This is a genomic window from Luteibacter yeojuensis (genome assembly GCF_011742875.1).
In the GTDB taxonomy this organism is placed as follows: Bacteria; Pseudomonadota; Gammaproteobacteria; order Xanthomonadales; family Rhodanobacteraceae; genus Luteibacter; species Luteibacter yeojuensis.
On record NZ_JAAQTL010000001.1, the window covers coordinates 2,626,542 to 2,645,855 of the forward strand.

Annotated in this window: 14 protein-coding genes; 3 read left to right on the forward strand and 11 right to left on the reverse strand. The window is 67.7% G+C overall.

What is annotated here, in order from left to right; all coding sequences use genetic code 11:
* The first annotated feature begins 27 nt into the window (after positions 1-27).
* The 3 genes from HBF32_RS12000 (at position 28) to tal (ending at position 4,807) form a co-directional block, all read left to right on the forward strand.
* Complete coding sequence (locus HBF32_RS12000) at positions 28-1,182, forward strand: DUF3667 domain-containing protein (RefSeq protein WP_166699843.1); 1,155 nt, start codon at positions 28-30, stop codon at positions 1,180-1,182.
* A 372-nt stretch (positions 1,183-1,554) separates the two neighbouring features.
* Positions 1,555-3,729 (forward strand): primosomal protein N', encoded by a 2,175-nt coding sequence (locus HBF32_RS12005; protein WP_166699844.1) that lies wholly within the window; start codon positions 1,555-1,557, stop codon positions 3,727-3,729.
* Between the two features lie 124 nt (positions 3,730-3,853).
* Positions 3,854-4,807 (forward strand): transaldolase, encoded by a 954-nt coding sequence (gene tal, locus HBF32_RS12010; protein WP_166699845.1) that lies wholly within the window; start codon positions 3,854-3,856, stop codon positions 4,805-4,807.
* A gap of 145 nt (positions 4,808-4,952) precedes the next feature.
* Here tal and HBF32_RS12015 read toward each other — a convergent pair whose 3' ends face one another.
* The 11 genes from HBF32_RS12015 to HBF32_RS12065 form a co-directional block, all read right to left on the reverse strand.
* Positions 4,953-6,416: an efflux transporter outer membrane subunit gene (locus HBF32_RS12015; protein ID WP_166700533.1), complete on the reverse strand. Its 1,464-nt coding sequence runs from the start codon at positions 6,414-6,416 to the stop codon at positions 4,953-4,955.
* 46 nt (positions 6,417-6,462) lie between these two features.
* On the reverse strand, positions 6,463-7,635 hold the full coding sequence (locus HBF32_RS12020; protein WP_166699846.1) for an efflux RND transporter periplasmic adaptor subunit: 1,173 nt from the start codon (positions 7,633-7,635) through the stop codon (positions 6,463-6,465).
* Positions 7,625-10,828, reverse strand: coding sequence for an efflux RND transporter permease subunit (locus HBF32_RS12025; RefSeq protein ID WP_166699847.1), 3,204 nt, complete (start codon positions 10,826-10,828; stop codon positions 7,625-7,627). Before HBF32_RS12025 ends, HBF32_RS12020 begins: the two co-directional genes overlap by 11 nt.
* Positions 10,829-10,908: 80 nt before the next feature.
* A complete protein-coding gene (locus HBF32_RS12030) occupies positions 10,909-12,276 on the reverse strand; it encodes a sensor histidine kinase (RefSeq protein ID WP_193570359.1) in 1,368 nt (455 codons plus the stop codon).
* Complete coding sequence (locus HBF32_RS12035) at positions 12,260-12,940, reverse strand: response regulator transcription factor (protein ID WP_166699848.1); 681 nt, start codon at positions 12,938-12,940, stop codon at positions 12,260-12,262. Before HBF32_RS12035 ends, HBF32_RS12030 begins: the two co-directional genes overlap by 17 nt.
* Before the next feature lie 78 nt (positions 12,941-13,018).
* The gene (rpoH, locus tag HBF32_RS12040) at positions 13,019-13,879 is read right to left on the reverse strand and encodes an RNA polymerase sigma factor RpoH (RefSeq protein ID WP_166699849.1); all 861 of its coding nucleotides are present in this window, start codon (positions 13,877-13,879) and stop codon (positions 13,019-13,021) included.
* Positions 13,880-14,077: 198 nt separating this feature from the next.
* Positions 14,078-14,779, reverse strand: a complete 702-nt coding sequence (ung, locus tag HBF32_RS12045; protein WP_166699850.1) for a uracil-DNA glycosylase — start codon at positions 14,777-14,779, stop codon at positions 14,078-14,080.
* Positions 14,776-15,615: a response regulator gene (locus HBF32_RS12050; protein WP_338039772.1), complete on the reverse strand. Its 840-nt coding sequence runs from the start codon at positions 15,613-15,615 to the stop codon at positions 14,776-14,778. Before HBF32_RS12050 ends, ung begins: the two co-directional genes overlap by 4 nt.
* A 16-nt stretch (positions 15,616-15,631) precedes the next feature.
* Positions 15,632-16,612, reverse strand: a complete 981-nt coding sequence (gene ftsX, locus HBF32_RS12055; protein WP_166699851.1) for a permease-like cell division protein FtsX — start codon at positions 16,610-16,612, stop codon at positions 15,632-15,634.
* Positions 16,609-17,286 (reverse strand): cell division ATP-binding protein FtsE, encoded by a 678-nt coding sequence (gene ftsE, locus HBF32_RS12060; RefSeq protein WP_166699852.1) that lies wholly within the window; start codon positions 17,284-17,286, stop codon positions 16,609-16,611. The genes ftsX and ftsE overlap by 4 nt, the downstream gene beginning before the upstream one ends.
* Positions 17,287-17,491: 205 nt before the next feature.
* A complete protein-coding gene (locus HBF32_RS12065; protein WP_166699853.1) occupies positions 17,492-19,237 on the reverse strand; it encodes a DEAD/DEAH box helicase in 1,746 nt (581 codons plus the stop codon).
* Between the last annotated feature and the right edge of the window lie 77 nt (positions 19,238-19,314).

A 19,314-nucleotide genomic window follows, 5' to 3' on the forward strand; every position in this document is an offset into this window, starting at 1 on the left:
AAAGGGGAAAATTCGGGGAAGAATGCGATGAACCAACTGACGCCGTCGCCCGGCCTTTGCTGCGCCAACTGCGGCGAGGAACTGAAGGGCGAGTTCTGTCACGGCTGCGGCCAGTCGATCAAGAGCGTCATCCGTCCGGTCTCGCACATGCTCGAGGACGCGGGCGACCTGTTCTTCCACATGGACGAACGCATCGTCCACACCCTGCCTCCGCTGTACACGAAGCCGGGCTTCCTCACGCTGGAATATTTCTCCGGACGGAGGGTGCGCTACATCGCGCCCTTCCGCCTGATGTTCGTGTTCTGCCTGCTCGCCTTCTTCTTCGCGCACCTGGCCCTCGACAGCACGCCGCTGGGCAGCGCACTGGCGGGCACCGCCTCCGAACGCGACGACATCGCCCAGCTCCAGGCGGCGAAGACGGCCGACGACGTGCGGGAGCTTTACAGGGAGCAGATGAAGCAGCTGGACGCGGCCCTGGCGAATCCGGGCCTGCCGGGGCCGGCTCGACCCGCTATCGAGATGACCAAGGACGTGGTCCGCGATGCGGCCAACAAGCGGCTCGCGGAGCTCAAGGCCGAACCCGTCGCCCCCGAAAGCGGCGACAACGGCTCGCACCGCTCGCGCCGCTGGGACCACTCGGCCACGGTCGTCGACATCGGCTGGCTGCCGGACGCGGTGAACCGCCGCCTGGCCCTGGGCATCGCCCACCTGAAAGCCAACCTCATCCAGATCGAAAGCGGCGGACCGGAGAAGACCGAGGCCCTGCGCAGGATCAGCGAGGGCTTCTTCTCGGTGCTTCCGCAGACCCTGCTGGTGATGATCCCCGTCTTCGCGCTCATCCTGAAGCTCTTCTACGTGTTCAAGCGCCGGCTCTATATGGAGCACATCATCGTGGCCCTGCACAGCCACGCCTTCCTGTTCATCTCGCTGCTCGGCCTGATGCTGCTGGGTTTCGCCAAGGACGGGATACGACCGCATTTCTCGCCCGGCGCATCGGCGATCTCGCTGGTCCAGGCGGCCATGTGGGTGTGGATGCCCCTCTACCTGCTGATCATGCAGAAACGGGTCTACCGGCAAGGCTGGCCGATGACCCTCCTGAAATACTGGCTGATAGGCAGCATCTATTTCTGGCTGCTTCTGTTCGCCCTCGTCGTGGCCGCGGTCCTCGGTGCGGCGCACTAGGATTTTTTCCTACGCGGCAGGGGGTTGTACACAGGCGCCGGCACCCCTTCGCGTTTGTCAAGGCGAGATGGACAGCCGATGAACGCACCCCGTGAACCAATTCGTAAGTCATTGAATAGAAATTATATTTCAGCTTGGTTAAAATGTACCCAAGCTAACCCGAACGGCCCAACCATGCGCCTTGGATGCCCCCTATCCGAGGCTCATCCACAGAGTTATCCACAGCACTTGTGGATAACACGGAAAGCGGTCCCGGGGCGGGCACTTACAGCTTCTTCCTCCCGTCGCCCACGTCATTCTTAGGCAAACCCATGTGTGACTGGTCAATCATTGACCAGCGTTTATGGGATATCCCTCTAAACTAGGCCTCGCATGATTGCCGTCCTCCGCGTCGCCCTGCCGGTGCCCCTGCCGACCCTCTTCGACTACCTGCCCCCCGCAGCGGGCGAGGCGCGCGCGGGTGCGCGGGTACGCGTACCGTTCGGCCGGGGGGAGATGGTCGGCGTGGTGGTCGATCCGGCCGCCGAGGCGGCGGTGGGCACCGGCCGCCTGAAGCGGGTGAGCGAGGTCCTCGATCCCTACCCCCTGCTGGACGACGAGCTCATGGCCACGCTGGCGTGGGCCGCCGATTACTGGGCCGGGGCACCGGGCGAAGCGTTCGCCAACGCCTTGCCGCTGGCCCTGCGCGAACCCAGACCCTTGCCAGCGACCGGCCGCGAGGCATGGGCGCTTACCGTGCAAGGCCGCTCGGCGCGGGACGCCAAGAGCCGCAAAGGCGGCTCGGCGGCGTTGCTCGACGCCTTGTACGACGGGCCGCGGGCCGCCGACGACCTGGCACTGGCGCTGCCCGCGTGGCGGGCGGCCGCGCGCCGCCTGCTCGACGCCGGCCTGGTCGAAAAGCTCGAGCTCGAGGAAACCTTCCCGCCTGCCTCTTCCACGCCGGGTCCCGTCCTGAGCGACGAACAGGCGACGGCCGTCGCCGCCATCGGCGAAGGATTCGGCAGCTTCCAGCCTTACCTGCTGGATGGCGTGACGGGCAGCGGCAAGACCGAGGTCTACCTCGCGCTGATCGAACGGGCGCTGGCCGAGGGGAAGCAAACCCTGCTGCTGGTTCCCGAGATCGGCCTGGCCCCGCAGACAGTGCGCCGGCTGCGCGAACGGCTTGGCGTGGCGGTCGAGGTGCTGCATTCGAACCTCGCCGAGGGCGAGCGCGCCCGAGCCTGGCTGCGCGCACGCGACGGCACGGCCCGGGTGGTCATCGGCACGCGCTCGGCGGTGTTCACGCCGCTTCCGCATGCCGGCCTGATCGTCGTCGACGAAGAACACGATCCCTCCTACAAGCAACAGGAAGGCTTCCGCTACCACGCCCGCGACCTCGTGCTGGTGCGCGCCCGGGCGCTCGGCGTGCCGGTGGTGCTGGGGTCGGCCACGCCGTCGCTGGAAACCCTCGGCAACGTCCAGGCCGGACGGTACAGGCGGCTGGTACTGCGCGCCCGCCCGGGTGCCTCGCAGCCCACGCGCGTCCAGATCGTCGACATGCGCGCGCAGCGGCTGGACCATGGACTTTCGCCTACCCTAGTGCACGCCGTGGCGGCCTGCGTGGAGCGCGGCGAGCAGGCGCTGGTCTTCCGCAACCGGCGGGGCTATGCCCCGGTGCTGCTGTGCCACGACTGCGGCTGGCACGCGGACTGTCCACGCTGCGAGCGGCCCATGACACTGCACGCCGGACGGCGCAGGCTGGTCTGCCATCACTGCGACAACACGACGGCGGTCCCGCCCGCCTGCCCCGCCTGCGGGTCGGCGAACCTGAGCCCTCAAGGCCAGGGCACCGAACGGCTGGAGGAGGCGCTGACCGAACGCTTCCCCGATATCCCGGTCGTCCGTATCGATCGCGAGACGACGCGGCGGCGCGATGCGTTCGGCGACATGCTCGACGGATTGCGCGAGGACAAGCCGGCGATCCTCGTCGGCACCCAGATGCTCGCGAAGGGCCATGACCTGCCCAATCTCACCCTCGTCGCCATCGTGGGCGTGGACGAGGGGCTGCACAGCGTGGATTTCCGCGCCGGCGAGCGTCTCGCCCAGCTCGTGGTCCAGGTCGCCGGCCGGGCCGGCCGCGCCAGCAAGCCGGGAAGCGTGCTGTTGCAGACCCACCACCCCGATCACGCGATGCTGCACGCCCTCCTGCGCGGGGGGTATCCCGCCGTCGCGGAAAGCCTGCTCGAGGAGCGCCGGCTGCTCGACCTGCCGCCGTACGCCCACCAGGTGCTGCTGCGCGCGGACGCGCTGGGTCGCACGGAAGTGGACGCGTTCCTCGCCGAGGCCCACGTGGCGATCGGCGATCCCGGCGATTTGCGCATCGCCGGCCCCATGCCCGCCCCCATGCCGCTGCGCGCGGGCCGCCATCGCGGGCAGCTCCTGGTGGAAGCCGCGTCGCGTGCGCGCCTGCACGCCTTCCTGAGGCCCTGGCGGCAGGCCCTTGCCGGACTGCCTGCGGCGCGCAAGGTGCGCTGGTCCCTGGACGTGGACCCGATCGACCTCTATTGACGCTTGATTCGCGAGGTTTCGCTCACACCTCTTGGATATCGCTGAACCCATACGTTCGGATGCCTACATTTGCACGGCGTTCGGCGCGACAATAGACGTCTTACCAGGTAACGGAACCCCCAACGTGACCAGCCAACTCGAGCAGCTCCGCAAGATCACCACCGTCGTGGCCGACACCGGCGACATCGCCGCCATGAGCAAGTACAAGCCGGAGGACGCGACCACCAATCCGTCGCTGCTCCTGAAGGCGGCCGGTATTCCCGAGTACGCCAGCTACATCGGCGAAGCCGTGGAGTGGGCGAAGTCGCAGAGCAACAACCGCGACCGGCAGCTGGTCGACGCCAGCGACCGCCTTTCCGTGCTGGTGGGCCGCGAGATCCTGAAGATCGTTCCGGGCCACGTCTCGACCGAGGTCGACGCCCGCCTCTCGTTCGATACGCACGCCTCCATCGAGAAGGCGCGCCGGCTGATCGGTCTCTACGAGGACATCGGCATCAAGCGCGAGCGCATCCTCATCAAGGTCGCGTCCACCTGGGAAGGCATCCGGGCGGCCGAGCAGCTGCAGAAGGAAGGCATCAACTGCAACCTCACGCTCCTCTTCAGCTTCGAGCAGGCCGTCGCCTGCGCCGAGGCGGGCGTGTTCCTCATCTCGCCGTTCGTCGGCCGCATCTACGACTGGTACGTCGCCAACACGGACAAGAAGACCTATGCGCCGGAGGAAGACCCCGGCGTGCAGTCGGTGCGCCGCATCTACGACTGGTACAAGCTGCACGGCTTCAAGACGGTCGTCATGGGCGCCAGCTTCCGCAATATCGGCCAGATCCAGGCCCTCGCCGGCTGCGACCGCCTCACCATCGCGCCGGAACTGCTGAAGCAGCTCGACGAGACGGACGCGCCGTTGCCGGTGGCGTTGAAGGACACCGGCCGCCGCGAGGAGGCGCCCGCGAAGATCGACGAGGCCAAGTTCCGCTGGGGCCACAACGAGAACGCCATGGCCACCGACAAGCTCGCCGAAGGCATCCGCAAGTTCGCCGCGGACCAGCGCAAGCTCGAGGAACTGCTCGGCGCGAAGCTCTGAGCGTCGTCGTACCGGCATGACGAACGAAGGGGCCGCCAAGGCCCCTTCTTCCTATTCGTGGTTCTGTAGGAGCCGCTACAGCGGCGAGAGAAATCTTGCGGGTTGTCGCGAGGTTCCTCGCCGCCATAGCGGCTCCTGCCATACGTCAGGCGCTCCAGCCGCCGCCCAGCGCGCGCACCAGCTGCACGCTCGCGCGCAATTGCCGGGTTTCCAGGTCGATCACGCTGCGTTCCGCATCCAACGCCGCGGTCTGCGCCTGCACCACGTCGAGATAGCCGACGGCGCCTTCGCGATAGCGGTTGAGCGACAGGTCGACGGAGCGCTGTGCGGCGTTGGCGGCGGCACGCTGGTCGGTGAGGGCCGTGCCGAGGTCGCGCAGCAGGGTGAGGTTGTCTTCCACCTGGGCGAACGCGTTGAGCACCACGCCCCGATATTGCGCACCGGCCTCGTCCGTGGCCGCCTTGGCCTGGTCGACGGCCGCCTTGCGGCGCCCGCCGTCGAACACGTCGAGCAGCAAGGTAGGCCCGATCGCCCAAAAACGGTTCGGCGCCGTGGCGATGCTGCCCCATCGGTTGCTCTGCCAACCGCCCTGGCCGTCGAGGGTCAGCTGAGGGAAGAAAGCCGAGCGCGCAACGCCGACCTGTGCATTCGCGGCGGCGGTACGCCGCTCCGCCGCGGCGATGTCCGGACGGCGCTGCAGGATGGTCGAAGGCACCTCCAGCGGAATGGTCGGCACCTTCACGGGCGCATCGTCGGTGGCGAGCGAGAAGGTCGACGCCGAATCGCCGACCAGCACCGCGATGGCGTGCAGCACCAGTGCGCGCTGCGCCCGCGCCTGGGTCAGCTGGGACTTCGCGTTCGACACCTGGGTCTGCGCGCGGGCCACGTCGAGACCGGAAGCGATGCCGCCGTCGTGGCGCGACTGGGTCAGCGCGAGGGCGCGCGTAAACGCGTCGATGCTCTCGCTGAGCACCTTGATCTGCCGGTCGAAGCCGTTGAGCTGGAGATAGTTGTCGGCGAGCTGCGCCTGCAGGCTCAGCTGCACCGACGCGAGATCGGCGGCGGACGCGGCCTGCTCCGCGGTGCCGGCGGCCACGCTGTCGCGCACTCGGCCCCACAGGTCCACCTCGTAATCCAGCTGCGCGCCGATGGTGTAGGCGTTGTAGCTGCTCGGCGAGGTCGCGCCCCGCAATGGCCGCGTATCGGATTCGCGGTTGCGCTGTGCGTTGGCCGAAAGGCCGATCTGCGGGAACAGGTCCGCACGTACCTGGCGCGTGATCGCCACGGACTGCTGGTAATGCGCCAGCGCCGCGGCAAGCGTGGCGTTGTTCGCCAGCAACTTCGCCTGCAAGTCGTCCAGGCGCGCGTCGCCGTACAGTTTCCACCAGCCGTTGCGATCGAGCCGGTCGGCAGGCTTCGCTTCCGTCCACGGGGTATCGGCGTTCGCGTACTGCGGCGCCATCGGCACCTCGGGCACCTTGTAGGTCGGAGCGAGCGAGCAACCGGACAGACCGGTGGCAACCAGGACGCCCAGGACCGCCCGCGCCCTGTGGGAGCCGGCTATGCCGGCGATCCCGCGGCAGCGGGCCAGTGTGCCGCACGCACCCATCGCCGCTGAAGCGGCTCCCGCACGGATTCCCACCACGCGAGATGTGTCACGCCTTGGCATGGTCGCCTTCCGCCTTCGGTGCGTTGACGCGCACGGTATCGCCGTCGGCGAGGCCGTCCGGCGGACTCTCGATGAGGCGGTCGCCCGCGGCGAGACCGGAGCCGAGCTGCACCGACTTGCCGAAGTCGCGCGCGATGGTGACGGTCTTGAAGGTCACCTTGTTCTGCGCATCCACCGTGGCGATACGAAGGCCCTTGTCGTCGAAGACCAGCGCGCTCGCCGGCACGCGCAACAGGGCGGCGTTGGCGGGAAGGTCGAAGGTGACGCTGGCATAGCCGCCGGGCAGCAGTTTGCCCTCGGCATTGTCGACGGAGACCTGCACCAGCGTCGTGCCGGATGCGGCATTGATCGCCGCCGACGTCGATTCGACAGTGCCGGTAAAGTACCGTCCCGGATACTCCGGCACCGAAAGCTTCACGGTGGCGCCGTCGCGAATCGACGGCACATAGTTCTGCGGCACGTTCACGTACATGCGCAGCTTGTGCACATCGGACACCACGAACAGTTCCTGCCCGCCGCCGCCCGCATTGATGAGCGCACCGACGTCGGTCTCGCGCGCGGTGACCACGCCGTCGAACGGCGCGACGAGCTTCGCGAAGCCCTTAAGCGCCTGGATGCGCTCCAGGTTCGCCTGCGCGGCCTGCGCAAGCGCGTGCTTTGCGTCGTAGTCCCCGGTCTTCTCGTCCACTTCCTGCCGCGACACGGCATCGGAATCGCGCATCGCCTGCCAGCGCCTGGCCGTGGTGAGCGCCAGCGCCTCGTTGGCACGCGCGCTGGCGAGGTCGGCCTTTGCCTGGAGCAGCTGCTGGTCGAGGTCGGGCGTCTCGATTTCCGCGAGCAGCTGGCCGGCCTTCACCTTTTGGCCGATGTCGGCTTTCCAGTACTTCAGGTAGCCGCTGGTGCGGGCGAAGATCGGCGCTCGCGCGTAGGCCTGGAGGCGCCCAGGCAGGTCGAGTTCGCCGCCGCCCTGCCCGCCTTCCGGCGAGACCAGGTTCACGGTGGGCACGGCCTGCGCGTCGGTCCAGTCGCGCAGCTTTCGCGATTCGTTGGCACGTGTGGCCACGCCGGCCACGACGATGGCGATGACGACGATCGCGGCGATGACGCCGGCCAGGCGAAGCCGGCGCGGCGGAGGTTGGTGCAAGGTGTCAGGCGACATGGACGGGCTCTCCGGAAACGTTCGCCGGGGTGGATGACGGATGGCCGCGACGGCCATGGATGATGCTGAAGACGATCGGCACGAAGAACAGCGTGGCGGTGGTGGCGAAGATCAGGCCACCGATCACCGCGCGGCCGAGCGGCGCGTTCTGCTCGCCGCCCTCGCCCAGGCCGAGGGCCATCGGCGCCATGCCGATGATCATCGCCAGCGCGGTCATCAACACCGGGCGGAAACGGACGAAGCCGCCCTCGAGAGCGGCCTTCGCCGCGTCGCCGTGCTCGGCCAGGCGCTCGCGGCAGAAGCTCACCACGAGGATCGAGTTGGCCGTGGCGACGCCCATGCACATGATGGCGCCGGTGAGCGCGGGCACGGACAAGGTGGTGTGGGTCGCGAACAGCATCCACACGATGCCCGCGATGGCCGCCGGCAACGCGGTGACGATCACGAACGGGTCGCTCCACGACTGGAAGTTCACGACGATCAGCAGGTAGATCAACACGATCGCGCCGAGCAGGCCGAAGATCAGGCCGGAGAAGGCGCTGTTCATCGTCTGCACCTGGCCGAGCAGCGCGGTGCTCGATGCCTTCGGCAGGAACTTCCTGTTCGCGTCGACGATCTTCTGGATGTCCGCCGCCACCGCGCCAAGGTCGCGATCCTGCGTGGTGGCGAAGATCTGCACCATGGAATTGATGTTGTACTGGCTCACCACCGAGCTCATCGCCGTGCGCGAAACCGATGCGAAACCGCCAAGGATCTGCGCGCCACCCGTGCCCGTGCTCGGACTGATCGGCACATTCTCAAGGTCGGGCAGGCTGTCGATGCTGTACTGCGGCGTCTGCATCACGATCGGGTAGGACACGCCGTTTTTCGGATTGAGCCAGAAGGTCGGAGCCACCTGGCTGGAACCGGCCAGGTTCACGCCCAGGCTGGCCGTGACGTCGCGCTCGGTGATGCCTACCTGCTGCGCGCGACTGCGATCCACGTCCACGTTGAACCCCGGCGCCGCCCGTGACTGCTGGATGCGCGCATCGACGACACCCGGCACGCGGCGGATCTCGCGCAGCAGACGGTCGGCGTAGCCGAAGTTGGCCGAGACGTTCGGGCCGCGGATCTGCAGGTCGATCGGTGCGGGCGAGCCGAAGTTGAGGATCTGGCTGATGATGTCCGCCGGCGGGAACGAGAACGTCGCGCCCGGGAACTGGCGCGGCAACGTCTCGCGCAGCTTGCGCACGTAGTCGGCCGTGGGCGCATGGCCTTCGTTCAGCGCGATCTGGATGTCGCCGTCCTGCGAGCCGATGGTGCCGGTGTTGTTGTAAGTGGTGTTGATGCCCGACACCGGCTGGCCCATGTTGTCCACCACGGTGCCCAGGTCTTCCTTCGGGATGACCTTGCGCACGGCCTCGTTCACCTGGGCGAAGAGCCGCGCGGTTTCTTCCACGCGGGTGCCGATAGGCCCGCGCACGTGCATCAGGATCTGGCCGCCGTCCACCGACGGAAAGAAGTTGCGGCCCAGCATGGGAACCAGGAGGAAGGAGAGCACCACGAAGCCCATGAAGGCCATGGTGAATACCTTGCGGTGGAGCAGAGCCATCTCCAGCAGCACGTGGTAGCTCGCGCGTACGCCCTCGAAGCGCTTCTCGAAGGTGCGCTGGAAGCGGACAAGTGGATTGCGCGACACCTTGCCGTGCTCGCCGTGCGGGTCGTCGTGGCTGTGCGGCTTCAGCAGGTACTTCGCCATCGTCGGCACGAGCGTGCGCGACAGGATGAACGACGCGATCATAGCGAACATCACCGCCTCGGCCATCGGCACGAAGAGGAAGCGCGCCACGCCGTCGAGGAAGAACATCGGCACGAACACGATGCAGATGCACAGCAGCGAGACGAAGGCGGGCGTCACGATCTGCGCCGCGCCGTCGAGGATCGCCGTTTCCACGTCTTTGCCCTGCTCCAGATGCCAGTTGATGTTCTCGATCGTCACCGTGGCGTCGTCGACGAGGATGCCTACCGCCAGCGCCAGTCCGCCGAGGGTCATGATATTCATCGTCTCGCCGACGGCCGACAGCGCCGCGATGGAGCCGAGGATGGCTAGCGGGATCGAGGTGGCGATGATGACGGTGGAACGCCAGCTGCCGAGGAACAGCAGGATCATGAGGCTGGTGAGTGCTGCCGCGATGACGCCTTCGCGCGCCACGCCTTCGATGGCGGCGCTGACGAACAGCGACTGGTCGCCGATGGGCGAGATCTTCAGGCTTTCGGGCAGCGCGTCCTTCATTTCCGCCACGCGCTGCTTGATGCCGGCGATGATCGCCAGCGTCGAGGCCGAACCGTTCTTCATCACCGTCATCAGCACCGAGCGATCGCCGTTGACGTGCACGATGTTGGTCTGCGGCGGCGAACCGTCTCGCACGTGGGCCACGTCGCGGATGTACACGGTGGCGCCATTCACGACCCTCACCGGCAGGTTGCCGAGGTCCTCGATGTCCGAAGGCGAGTTGTTGAGCTGCAGCGTGTACTCGAAGCGGCCGATCTTCTGCGTGCCCACCGGGGTAATCAGGTTCTGCGCGGCGAGCGCGTTGGCCACGTCCTGCGCCGATAGCCCACGCGCCTGGAGCGCCTGCGGGTCGATGTCGATCTGCACCTGGCGGGTCTTGCCGCCGAACGGGTACGGGATGGATGCACCGGGCACCGAGACGAGCTGCGGGCGGATGATGTTCAGGCCGAGGTCGCCGAGGTTCTGTTCGGTGAGACCCTTGCCGGACAATGCCAGCTGGATGATCGGCACGGTCGACGCACTGTAGTTCAGGATCAGCGGCGGCGTCGTGCCCGCGGGCAACTGTTTCAGCAGGGTCTGCGCCACCGCCGTCACCTGCGCGTTCGCGGTACGGATGTCCGCGGTGGGCTGGAAGAAGATCTTGACGATGCCGAAACCCTGGATCGAGTTGGCCTCAATGTGCTCGATGTCGTTCACCGTGGTGGTGAGCACACGCTCGAACGGCGAGGACACGCGCCCGGCCATCTGGTCGGCGGGCAATCCCGTGTACTGCCATACCACGGCGATCACGGGAATCTTGATGTCGGGGAAGATGTCCGTCGGCGTGCGCAGGGCGGCGAGCGGCCCCACGATGAGAATCAGCAAAGCGAGGACGACGAAGGTATACGGCCGCGTGAGCGCGATCCGGACGATGCCAATCATGGGGGGACGGATTCCGAGGCGTGTGTTGCGTCGCAGCGGATTTTGCGCCGACCGTCGGCGGCGGCGTAGTTAATATTTATTTAGGCGGTCGCGGGACAGGTCACCGAAAAGACGGCGCCCTGTTCGTTGCCGCCGACGGACAGCGAATACCCGTGCAGGCGCACGATGGCGCTCACGATCGCCAGCCCAAGACCGCAACCCGGCTTCGCGCGCGTCTCGTCGCCGCGGTAGAAACGACGGAACACGGCCTCGCGTTCGTCCGGCGGAATGCCCGGCCCGGTATCCGCGATGTCTACCCGCGCATCGCCGCCGGCGTCCGTCGACGCGACGAGGCGCACGGCACCGCCGTCCGGCGTGAACTTGATGGCGTTGCCGACGAGGTTCGCGAACGCCTCGAACATCAGCTGCGGATCGCCGCGCAGCGGCGGCAGCCGACCCAGTTCGAGTTCGAAACGCTGCCCGCGGTCCTCTGCCAGCGGCGCGTAGAATTCGTGCACGTTGCGCAGCACGGTGCACAGGTCCATCGTCTCGAAGCAGGCACTGCGCTGGCGGTCCTCCAGCTCGGACACCCGGAGCAAGGCGCGGAAGCGCGACAGCACGGTGTCGATCTCGCCCACGCAGGCGTCGAGCTGGTCGCCTTCCGGCCGGCTCTCGAACTGCTGCTGCAGGCGGTAGAGGCGCGTGCGCATCCGCGTGAGCGGCGTGCGCAGGTCGTGGGCGATGTTGTCGGTCACGCCTTTCACTTCGCCCAGCAGGCGCTCGATCTCGGTCAACGTGGCGTTGACCGTGCCTGCCAGCAGGTCGACTTCGTCGCCGGTACCGCTGATGGGCAGACGCACGCTCAGGTCGCCTTCGCGGATCGGCTCCATGGCCTGCTGAATGGCGCGAATGCGCCGCGCGGGTCCGCGCGCGATCAGCACGCCGCCGAGCAGGCCGGGGATGATCGTCAGGGACAGCCCCCAGAGGAGGCCGTGACGGATGATCGTGCCGATACCGTCGATGGTGGAGCTTTCCTTCGCCACGACCAAGCGCGTCCCGTCGGGCAACGCATGGGCGAGGCCGCGCACGCGCGCGGTGACCTTGCGCGTGGGGCTGGCCAGGTTCGCGCTGAGCGAGCGGGCGACGTCGTCTTCCGCCAGTTCCTTCGGCAATGTGGCGATGTTGCCGGCGAGGTGCCTGCCCTGTGCGTCGAACAGCCCCATCCACATCGCGCCCTGGACGTCGATCTGGCTGGCCGATTCCACCGTCGCGCGCATGTTGCGCGGAGCCGTGCCTTCCAGGTAGTGCACGCGCGACGCGAGCATCTGGTCGATGACGCCGGACAGGTAGCGCGACGTCTCCCACTGCACGATGCCAAGCAAGACCACGCACCAGACGGCGAACAACGCGCCATAGATGATGATCAGGCGCGAGGTGGTGGAGCGCCAGGCGTCAGTCAGCGGGCGCAAGGACGTATCCCGAGCCGCGCACGGTGCGGATGAGCGGCAAATGGCCGACGCCGTCGATCTTGCGACGCAGGCGGCCGATGTGGACGTCGATCACGTTGGTCCCCGGGTCGAAATGGAAACCCCATACGTGTTCGAAGATCATCTGCCGGGTCACCACCTGCCCCGCGTTGCGCATCAGGAATTCCAGCAGGCGGAACTCCGTGGGCAGCAGGGTCAGTTCCTGGTCGCGGCGCTGCGCGTTGTGCCGGACCAGATCGAGTTCGAGGTCGGCGACGCGCAGCCGGGTCTCGTTGGCGCCCTGGCGGCGCCGGCGCAGCAGCACTTCGGCGCGCGCGGCCAGTTCGTCGGGCGCGAAGGGCTTGGTGAGGTAGTCGTCGCCACCCGCGCGCAGGCCGCGCACGCGCTCGTCCACGTCGGACAGCGCGCTGATCATCAGCACCGGTGTGTCCACATCGCGCTGGCGCAGTTCGGAAACGACGTCGATGCCGTCCATGCCGGGCAGCATGCGGTCGAGCGTGATGATGTCGTAGCCGTCCTCGAGGGCACGCGCCAGGCCTTCCCGCCCGTCCGCCACCCAGTCGGCGACGAGACCGTGCGCGCCCAACTCCGCGACGATATCGCGGGCGGTAACCTCGTCGTCTTCGATGACCAGGGCCCTGGGCATCCGCTCTGCTCCTGCCGGATGGACAACGGAAAACGGCCCGCAAAGGGGCCGTTTCCGATCTTACGCCGAACCGCGGCCTCAGGCCGCGATGGCGACGCGCATCTTCTTCATCGCGTTCGCCTCGATCTGACGGATGCGCTCGGCCGACACGCCGTACTCGTCCGCAAGATCCTGCAGCGTGGCCTTGTTGTCCTCGGCCAGCCAGCGACGCTGGATGATGTCGCGCGAGCGGTCGTCCAGGTTGCCGAGCGCCGAGGACAGCGCGCCCATCTGGTTGTTGCTGGCATCTTCCTCGGCGAGGTTGTCGTACGGGTCGGCGCCTTCGTCGACGAGGAACGCGGCCGGAGCCGGCTTGTCGTCGTCGTCCGCGTCGGCCGGAGCCTCGAAGCCGACGTCACGGCCCGAGAGGCGGGATTCCATCTCGCGGACGGTGGCTTCCGGCACGCCCAGGTCGTTGGCGACCACGCGCACTTCCTCGGCGTTCATCCAACCCAGGCGCTTCTTGCTCTTGCGCAGGTTGAAGAACAGCTTGCGCTGCGCCTTGGTGGTGGCGACCTTCACGATGCGCCAGTTACGCAGGATGAACTCGTGCATCTCGGCACGGATCCAATGCACCGCGAAACTGACCAGGCGGACACCCTGATCCGGGTCGAAGCGCTTCACCGCCTTCATCAGGCCGATGTTGCCCTCCTGGATGAGGTCGGACAGCTGCAGGCCGTAACCGTTGTAGCCCCGGGCCACGTGGACCACGAAACGCAGGTGGGACATCACGAGCTGCTTGGCGGCGTCGAGGTCGGCGTCGTCGTGGAAGCGGCGCGCCAGCGACTGCTCCTCGTCCAGGCTGAGCACCGGAATGCGGTGCACCGCCGAGATATAGGAATCCAGACTGCCAACGACGCTCGGTAGCCCGTAGTTCCGGGTGGCGAGGGCTTGGGACATGTGTGGAACCTCCTGAAAGTCTGTTCGCAGATTAGCAGTCCCGAAATGAGAGTGCTAAGTCGGCCCGAAGTTCATCGGTTAACTGTACGCAATGGTACAGAAATGCCCCGACGATGTCCAGAGGGTGTACTGACGCGTTCAGGATTGGGTAGGCGCCCGGCCCGACGGGGCGGGTTTCGGGGCCACGCCGCCGCCCGGCTAGGCCGCCAGCTCGGCGCGCCGCGGCAGCGACCAATCGATCGGCGGCTCGCCGCGGGATTCCAGGTAAGCGTTCGCCTTGGCGAAATGCCCGCAGCCCATGAAGCCGCGGTGGGCGGAGAGCGGCGAGGGATGCACGCTGCGCAGCACCAGGTGGCGCTTGCCGTCGATGAGCTGGCCCTTGCGCTGGGCGTGGCTGCCCCAGAGCATGAAGACGAGGCCCTCGCGCTCGCGGTTGAGCGCATCGATGGCGGCATCGGTGAAACCTTCCCAACCCCGGCCCTGGTGCGAACCCGCGTTGCCCGCTTCGACGGTCAGTACCGCGTTGAGCAGGAGCACGCCGCGGTCGGCCCAGGGCGTGAGGCAACCGTGATCCGGTCGCGGGATACCGAGGCAATCCTCGATTTCCTTGAACATGTTCTGCAACGACGGCGGCACGCGCACGCCGGGGCGGACGGAAAAAGCGAGCCCGTGCGCCTGGCCGGGGCCGTGGTACGGGTCCTGGCCGAGGACGACCACGCGCACCTTGTCGAACGGCGTGTGCGCAAAGGCGTTGAAGATTTCCGGACCCGGCGGGTAGATCGTCTTTCCGCGCGCCTTTTCCTCGCGCAGGAACTCCGAGAGGGCAAGCATCTCCGGACGATCCAGGTACGCACCGATCCTCGTCTTCCAGGACGGCTCCAGCTTCACCCGGTCGTTCAATGCGCCGCCCTCGCCCGCAGGTGCCGGGCGACGCGCAGCTGGAAGAGCAGCTTGGTGATGAGGAGCTTCTCCTCGACCGGCTTCTCGACGAGGTCGTTCGCACCGGCGCGCAGCAGCGCGGCCTGGTTGGCGGGATTCTCGTCGCCGGTCATCACCAGCGTGGGCAGTTGGCCCTTGCCGTAGCCGAAGTCGTTGCGGATACGTTCCACGAGGTCGCCGCCGGTCAGTTCGCCTTTCAGGCTCACGTCGGTCAGCACGACATCGGCACCGACCTCGCCGCGCTCGTGCGCGTCGCGGAGGTGTTGAAGGGCGTCTTCCGCGCTGATGACGTGATGCACGGTGAGGCCGTACTTCTCCATCATGCGCCGCGTGGCGAGGGCGACGACGCGGCTGTCTTCCACATAGAGCACTTCGCCCTCCGCGCCGCCCTCGGGACGCACGTAGCCGCGGATGAATTCGGCCAGCGCGCCGAAACCCAGCGATTTGTCGAAGTAGTCGGTGACGAATTCGCCGAGCTCGCGCCGGTGCAGGCGCTCCTCGACGTCGCCGGAGACGACGACGATGGGCATGTAGATCTGCGGCGCGGATTCGCGCACGAAGCGGGCGACGTCGAGTCCGTCCATGTCGGGCAGGCGCAGCGCCACGGTCACGAAGTCGAACACGCCGCGCTGGAGTTCGGCCTGGGCCTCCGCGCCGGTGGACGCGCCGACGATCTCGACACCCGGCACCTCCGCGGCGACGACGCGCGCGATGAGCTGGCGGACGACCTTCGAGCCGTCCACCAGGAGAATGCGCGGCGTGGCGCCGGCAACACCCGAACCGATGTGAGATCCCACCCCAATGCCCCCTTAGTCAGGCCGCCGCGGCACGGCGGATCTGCCGCGCGCTCACGAGTCGTGCGCCGAGCCACCCCAGCAAGGCCGACGCGAAGGGTACCGAAAGCAGCAGCCAGGCGGGGAGCCCTCCGAAGTTGACGCTGCCGTCGTAGGCCGCCGCGAGCCGCTCCACCGGGCCTGCCATCGCCAGTTCCAGCACCACGGCCAGTGCCACGGCGAGCACGCCGGCGAGGAATCCGAGCCAGACGCCCGCGTACAGATAAGGCCGTCGGACGAAGGGACGGCTGGCACCGATGAGCAGCAGCACGCCGATCTCGGCGCTGCGGCTCTGGATGTCGACGCGGATGGTGTTACCGACCACCAGCAGCGCGGCGATGCCGAGCAGCAGGGCGAGCAGGCCGACGGCGCGGCGCCCCACGCCAAGCAGGGCATCCAGACGCTGACGCCATGCCCCGGTGTCCTGGACCATGTCGACGCCCGGCGTCGCCTTCATCGATTCGACCAGACGGCCGGCTTCTTCCGCGGAGAGGCCCGGATTCGGTTTCACGGAAAGCACGTACGGCAAGGGATTCGCATCGAGCGACTGCAAGGCGCCGGAGAAACCCTGCACCTCCGCCAGTTCGTCGAGCCCGTCCTTCGGCGTCCGCACGACGACCTCCGCCACCTCCGGACGGCCGCGCAGCGCGGCGGCGGCGGTGTCCGCCATGACGGCGTTCTGCCCCGGCTTCATGAAGGCACTGATGGACTGGTTGCGGCCGAGCGCGTCGCCCATCCGTTGCACGTTGCCGAGCAGCAGGTAGAACGTGAGCGGCAGGGCCAGGGCCACGCCCATCACGGCCACGGTGAGCAGGGTGCCGAGCGGTCGCGCGCCAAGGCGACGCAGGCTGATGGACAGGCTCCAGGCGTGGTGCTCGCGCCAGGCGCCGACCTTGCGCGGCCCGCTGCGGCGGGTTTTCTCCGGCTCGGGCGTGCGGCGGGGTTCCCGGACGGCGTTCATACCACCTCCGTGGCGGGCACGTCGGCGACCAGCTTGCCGTGGTCGAGCACCACCACGCGCTTCTTCATGCGCTTGATGAGCATGAGGTCGTGGCTGGCGACGAGGACGGCGGTACCGACCGCCTGGAACTCCGCGAACAGGGTCATGATCTCCATGGCCAGCTGGGGGTCGAGGTTGCCGGTGGGCTCGTCGGCGATGAGCACGGCGGGCTTGGCGACGATGGCGCGCGCGATGCCCACGCGCTGCTGCTCGCCGGTCGAGAGGGCTTCGGGCAGCTGTTTTTCGTAGCTGAGCAGGCCGACCTTCTCCAGCGCGGCACGCACGCGACGGCCGCGATCGGACGGGGCGACACCCGCGATGATGAGCGGCAGCTCCACGTTGGCGAAGACGCTGCGGTCGAGCAGCAGGCGATGGTCCTGGAAGACCATGCCGAGCTTGCGCCGCACCTTCGGGACATCGCCCGAACGAACCGTATTGAGCTTCTGGCCGTCCAGCGTGACCACGCCGTTGGTCGGGCGCTCGATCATCGCCAGCAGCTTCAGCAGCGTGCTCTTGCCGGCACCGGAATGCCCGGTAACGAAGGCCATTTCGCCCGCGTCGACTTGAAAGGACACATCGGTAAGGGCCTGGTGACCGCCCTCGTACCTTTTGCTCACCAGATCGAAACCGATCACCGCGTTACCCGTTGGCTCGTGAAGCTCCAGAGGATAAGGGATGTGGTGTAGAAATGTGGGAGCTACAGCAACCTTGTAGGAGCCGCTATAGCGGCGAGTGAGATTGCCGAACTGTGGGAGCCGCTATAGCGGCGAGAAGCCCACGGAGCGATGAAGCGGCGAGGGAGGTTCCCCTCGCCGCTATAGCGGCTCCTACAAAGCGGATTTATCGGCCGCCGAACAGGCGGCCGATGCGGCGCAGGAGGCCCATCTTTTCCTTGGGCGGCTGAGCGACCGGTGCCGGCGCCGGACGACTGGCGGCGACCTGGCGCGACGGGCGGCGGCTCGGATTCGCCTGGCCTTCGGCCTGGCGCGGCGCGCCCTGCTTCGGCTTGTCGGTGCGCACGGCATTGCCGTTCGCCGCGCCGTTGCCGTTCTCGGCGCCCTCGCGGGCACCGCGGCCGCGGCCGCCACGACGACGGCGGCGCTTCTTCGAGGCGCCGTCGGCGGACATCGCTTCCGTGGCGGCCGGGAGTTCGGCGACGGTCTCGGCGACCACCACCGTCTTCACCGGCACCTCGGTGGGCGAACCGGCAGCGGCCGGGCGATCCTCGCGCGGCGGGCGCGGTCGGCGCTCGCGGCTGCCGGAACGCTCGCCGGAACGCGGACCACCCCGGCCATCGCGACCGCCCCGGCCGCCCTTCTCGGGCGGGGCGCCGCGCGTGGGGATATGGCCGCCGGTATCGTTCGGATCGTCCACTTCGTCCTGCACGCCGTCGGCGCGCGGGCGCGGTGCCGGCATCACCAGCATCTTCGCCTCGATGGAGGCGGTGGGAATCTTCTGATTGATGTAGGCCTCGATGTCAGGCAGGCCCATGGCGTAGAGGTCGCAGGCAAAGCTGATCGCATCGCCTTCGGCGCCGAGGCGCGCGGTGCGGCCGATGCGATGGACGTAGTCCTCGGCATCCTGCGGCAGGTCGTAGTTGAACACGTGGCTGACCGCCGGGATGTGCAGGCCGCGGGCGGCGACGTCGGTGGCCACCAAGAGGTCGATCTGGCCTTCCTGGAAGCGCTGCAGCAGCTTCTGGCGCTTCACCTGCGGCACGTCGCCGGAGATGGCGCCGACGCGGAAGTTGTGCCGCTTCAGGCGGTCGGTGATGCGCTCGGCCGCGGCTTTCGTGTTGACGAAGATGATGCTGCGCTCGGCCTTGCTCTCCTCGAGCAGGTTGAACAGCAGCGGCATCTTCTCTTCCTTCGAGGGGAAGTAGACCACCTGGCGGACGCGGTCGGCGGTGACGTTCTCCGTCTCCACCACCAGCTTCTCGGCCTCGTGCATGTGCTCGTAGGCCAGTTCCAGCACGCGATGGCTGAGCGTGGCGGAGAACAGCAGCACCTGGCGCCGGTCGCGGGCAGGCAGGCGACGGAAGATGAAGCGCACGTCCTTGATGAAGCCGAGGTCGAACATGCGGTCGGCCTCGTCGATGACCATGACCTCGACGCTGCCGAAGCCGAAGACGTCCTGCTTGTAGTAGTCGAGGAGGCGGCCCGGCGTGGCGATGATGATGTCGCAGCCGTCACGCAGTTGCTGGCGCTGCTTGTCGTAGTCGACGCCGCCGTAGATCAGGGCGCTGCGCAGGCCGGTGGCCTTGCCGATGGCCTGGAAATCCTTCTCGATCTGGATCGCCAGCTCACGGGTGGGCGCGATGACCAGGGCGCGCGGGTCGGAATCCTTGCGGTCCGCATGGGCCGGATTCTTGAGCAGGCGATCCATCAACGCGACGAGGAAGGCGAAGGTCTTGCCGGTGCCCGTCTGGGCCTGGCCCGCGACGTCGCGCCCCGTCAGGGCGACGGGGAGCGTCAGCGCCTGGATGGGGGTGCACCGGGTGATGCCGGCGGCCGCGAGGCCTTGCTGGAGCAGCGGATGGAGGTCGAGGTTTTCGTAGAAGACGTCGGTGAGAACGGTTTGGGACATGGTGGAATGAAGGGCCTGGAAGCTCGCGCCGCGCTGGGGCGGCGCCGTCCCGGCGGCATGGGGAGCCCACGGGGACA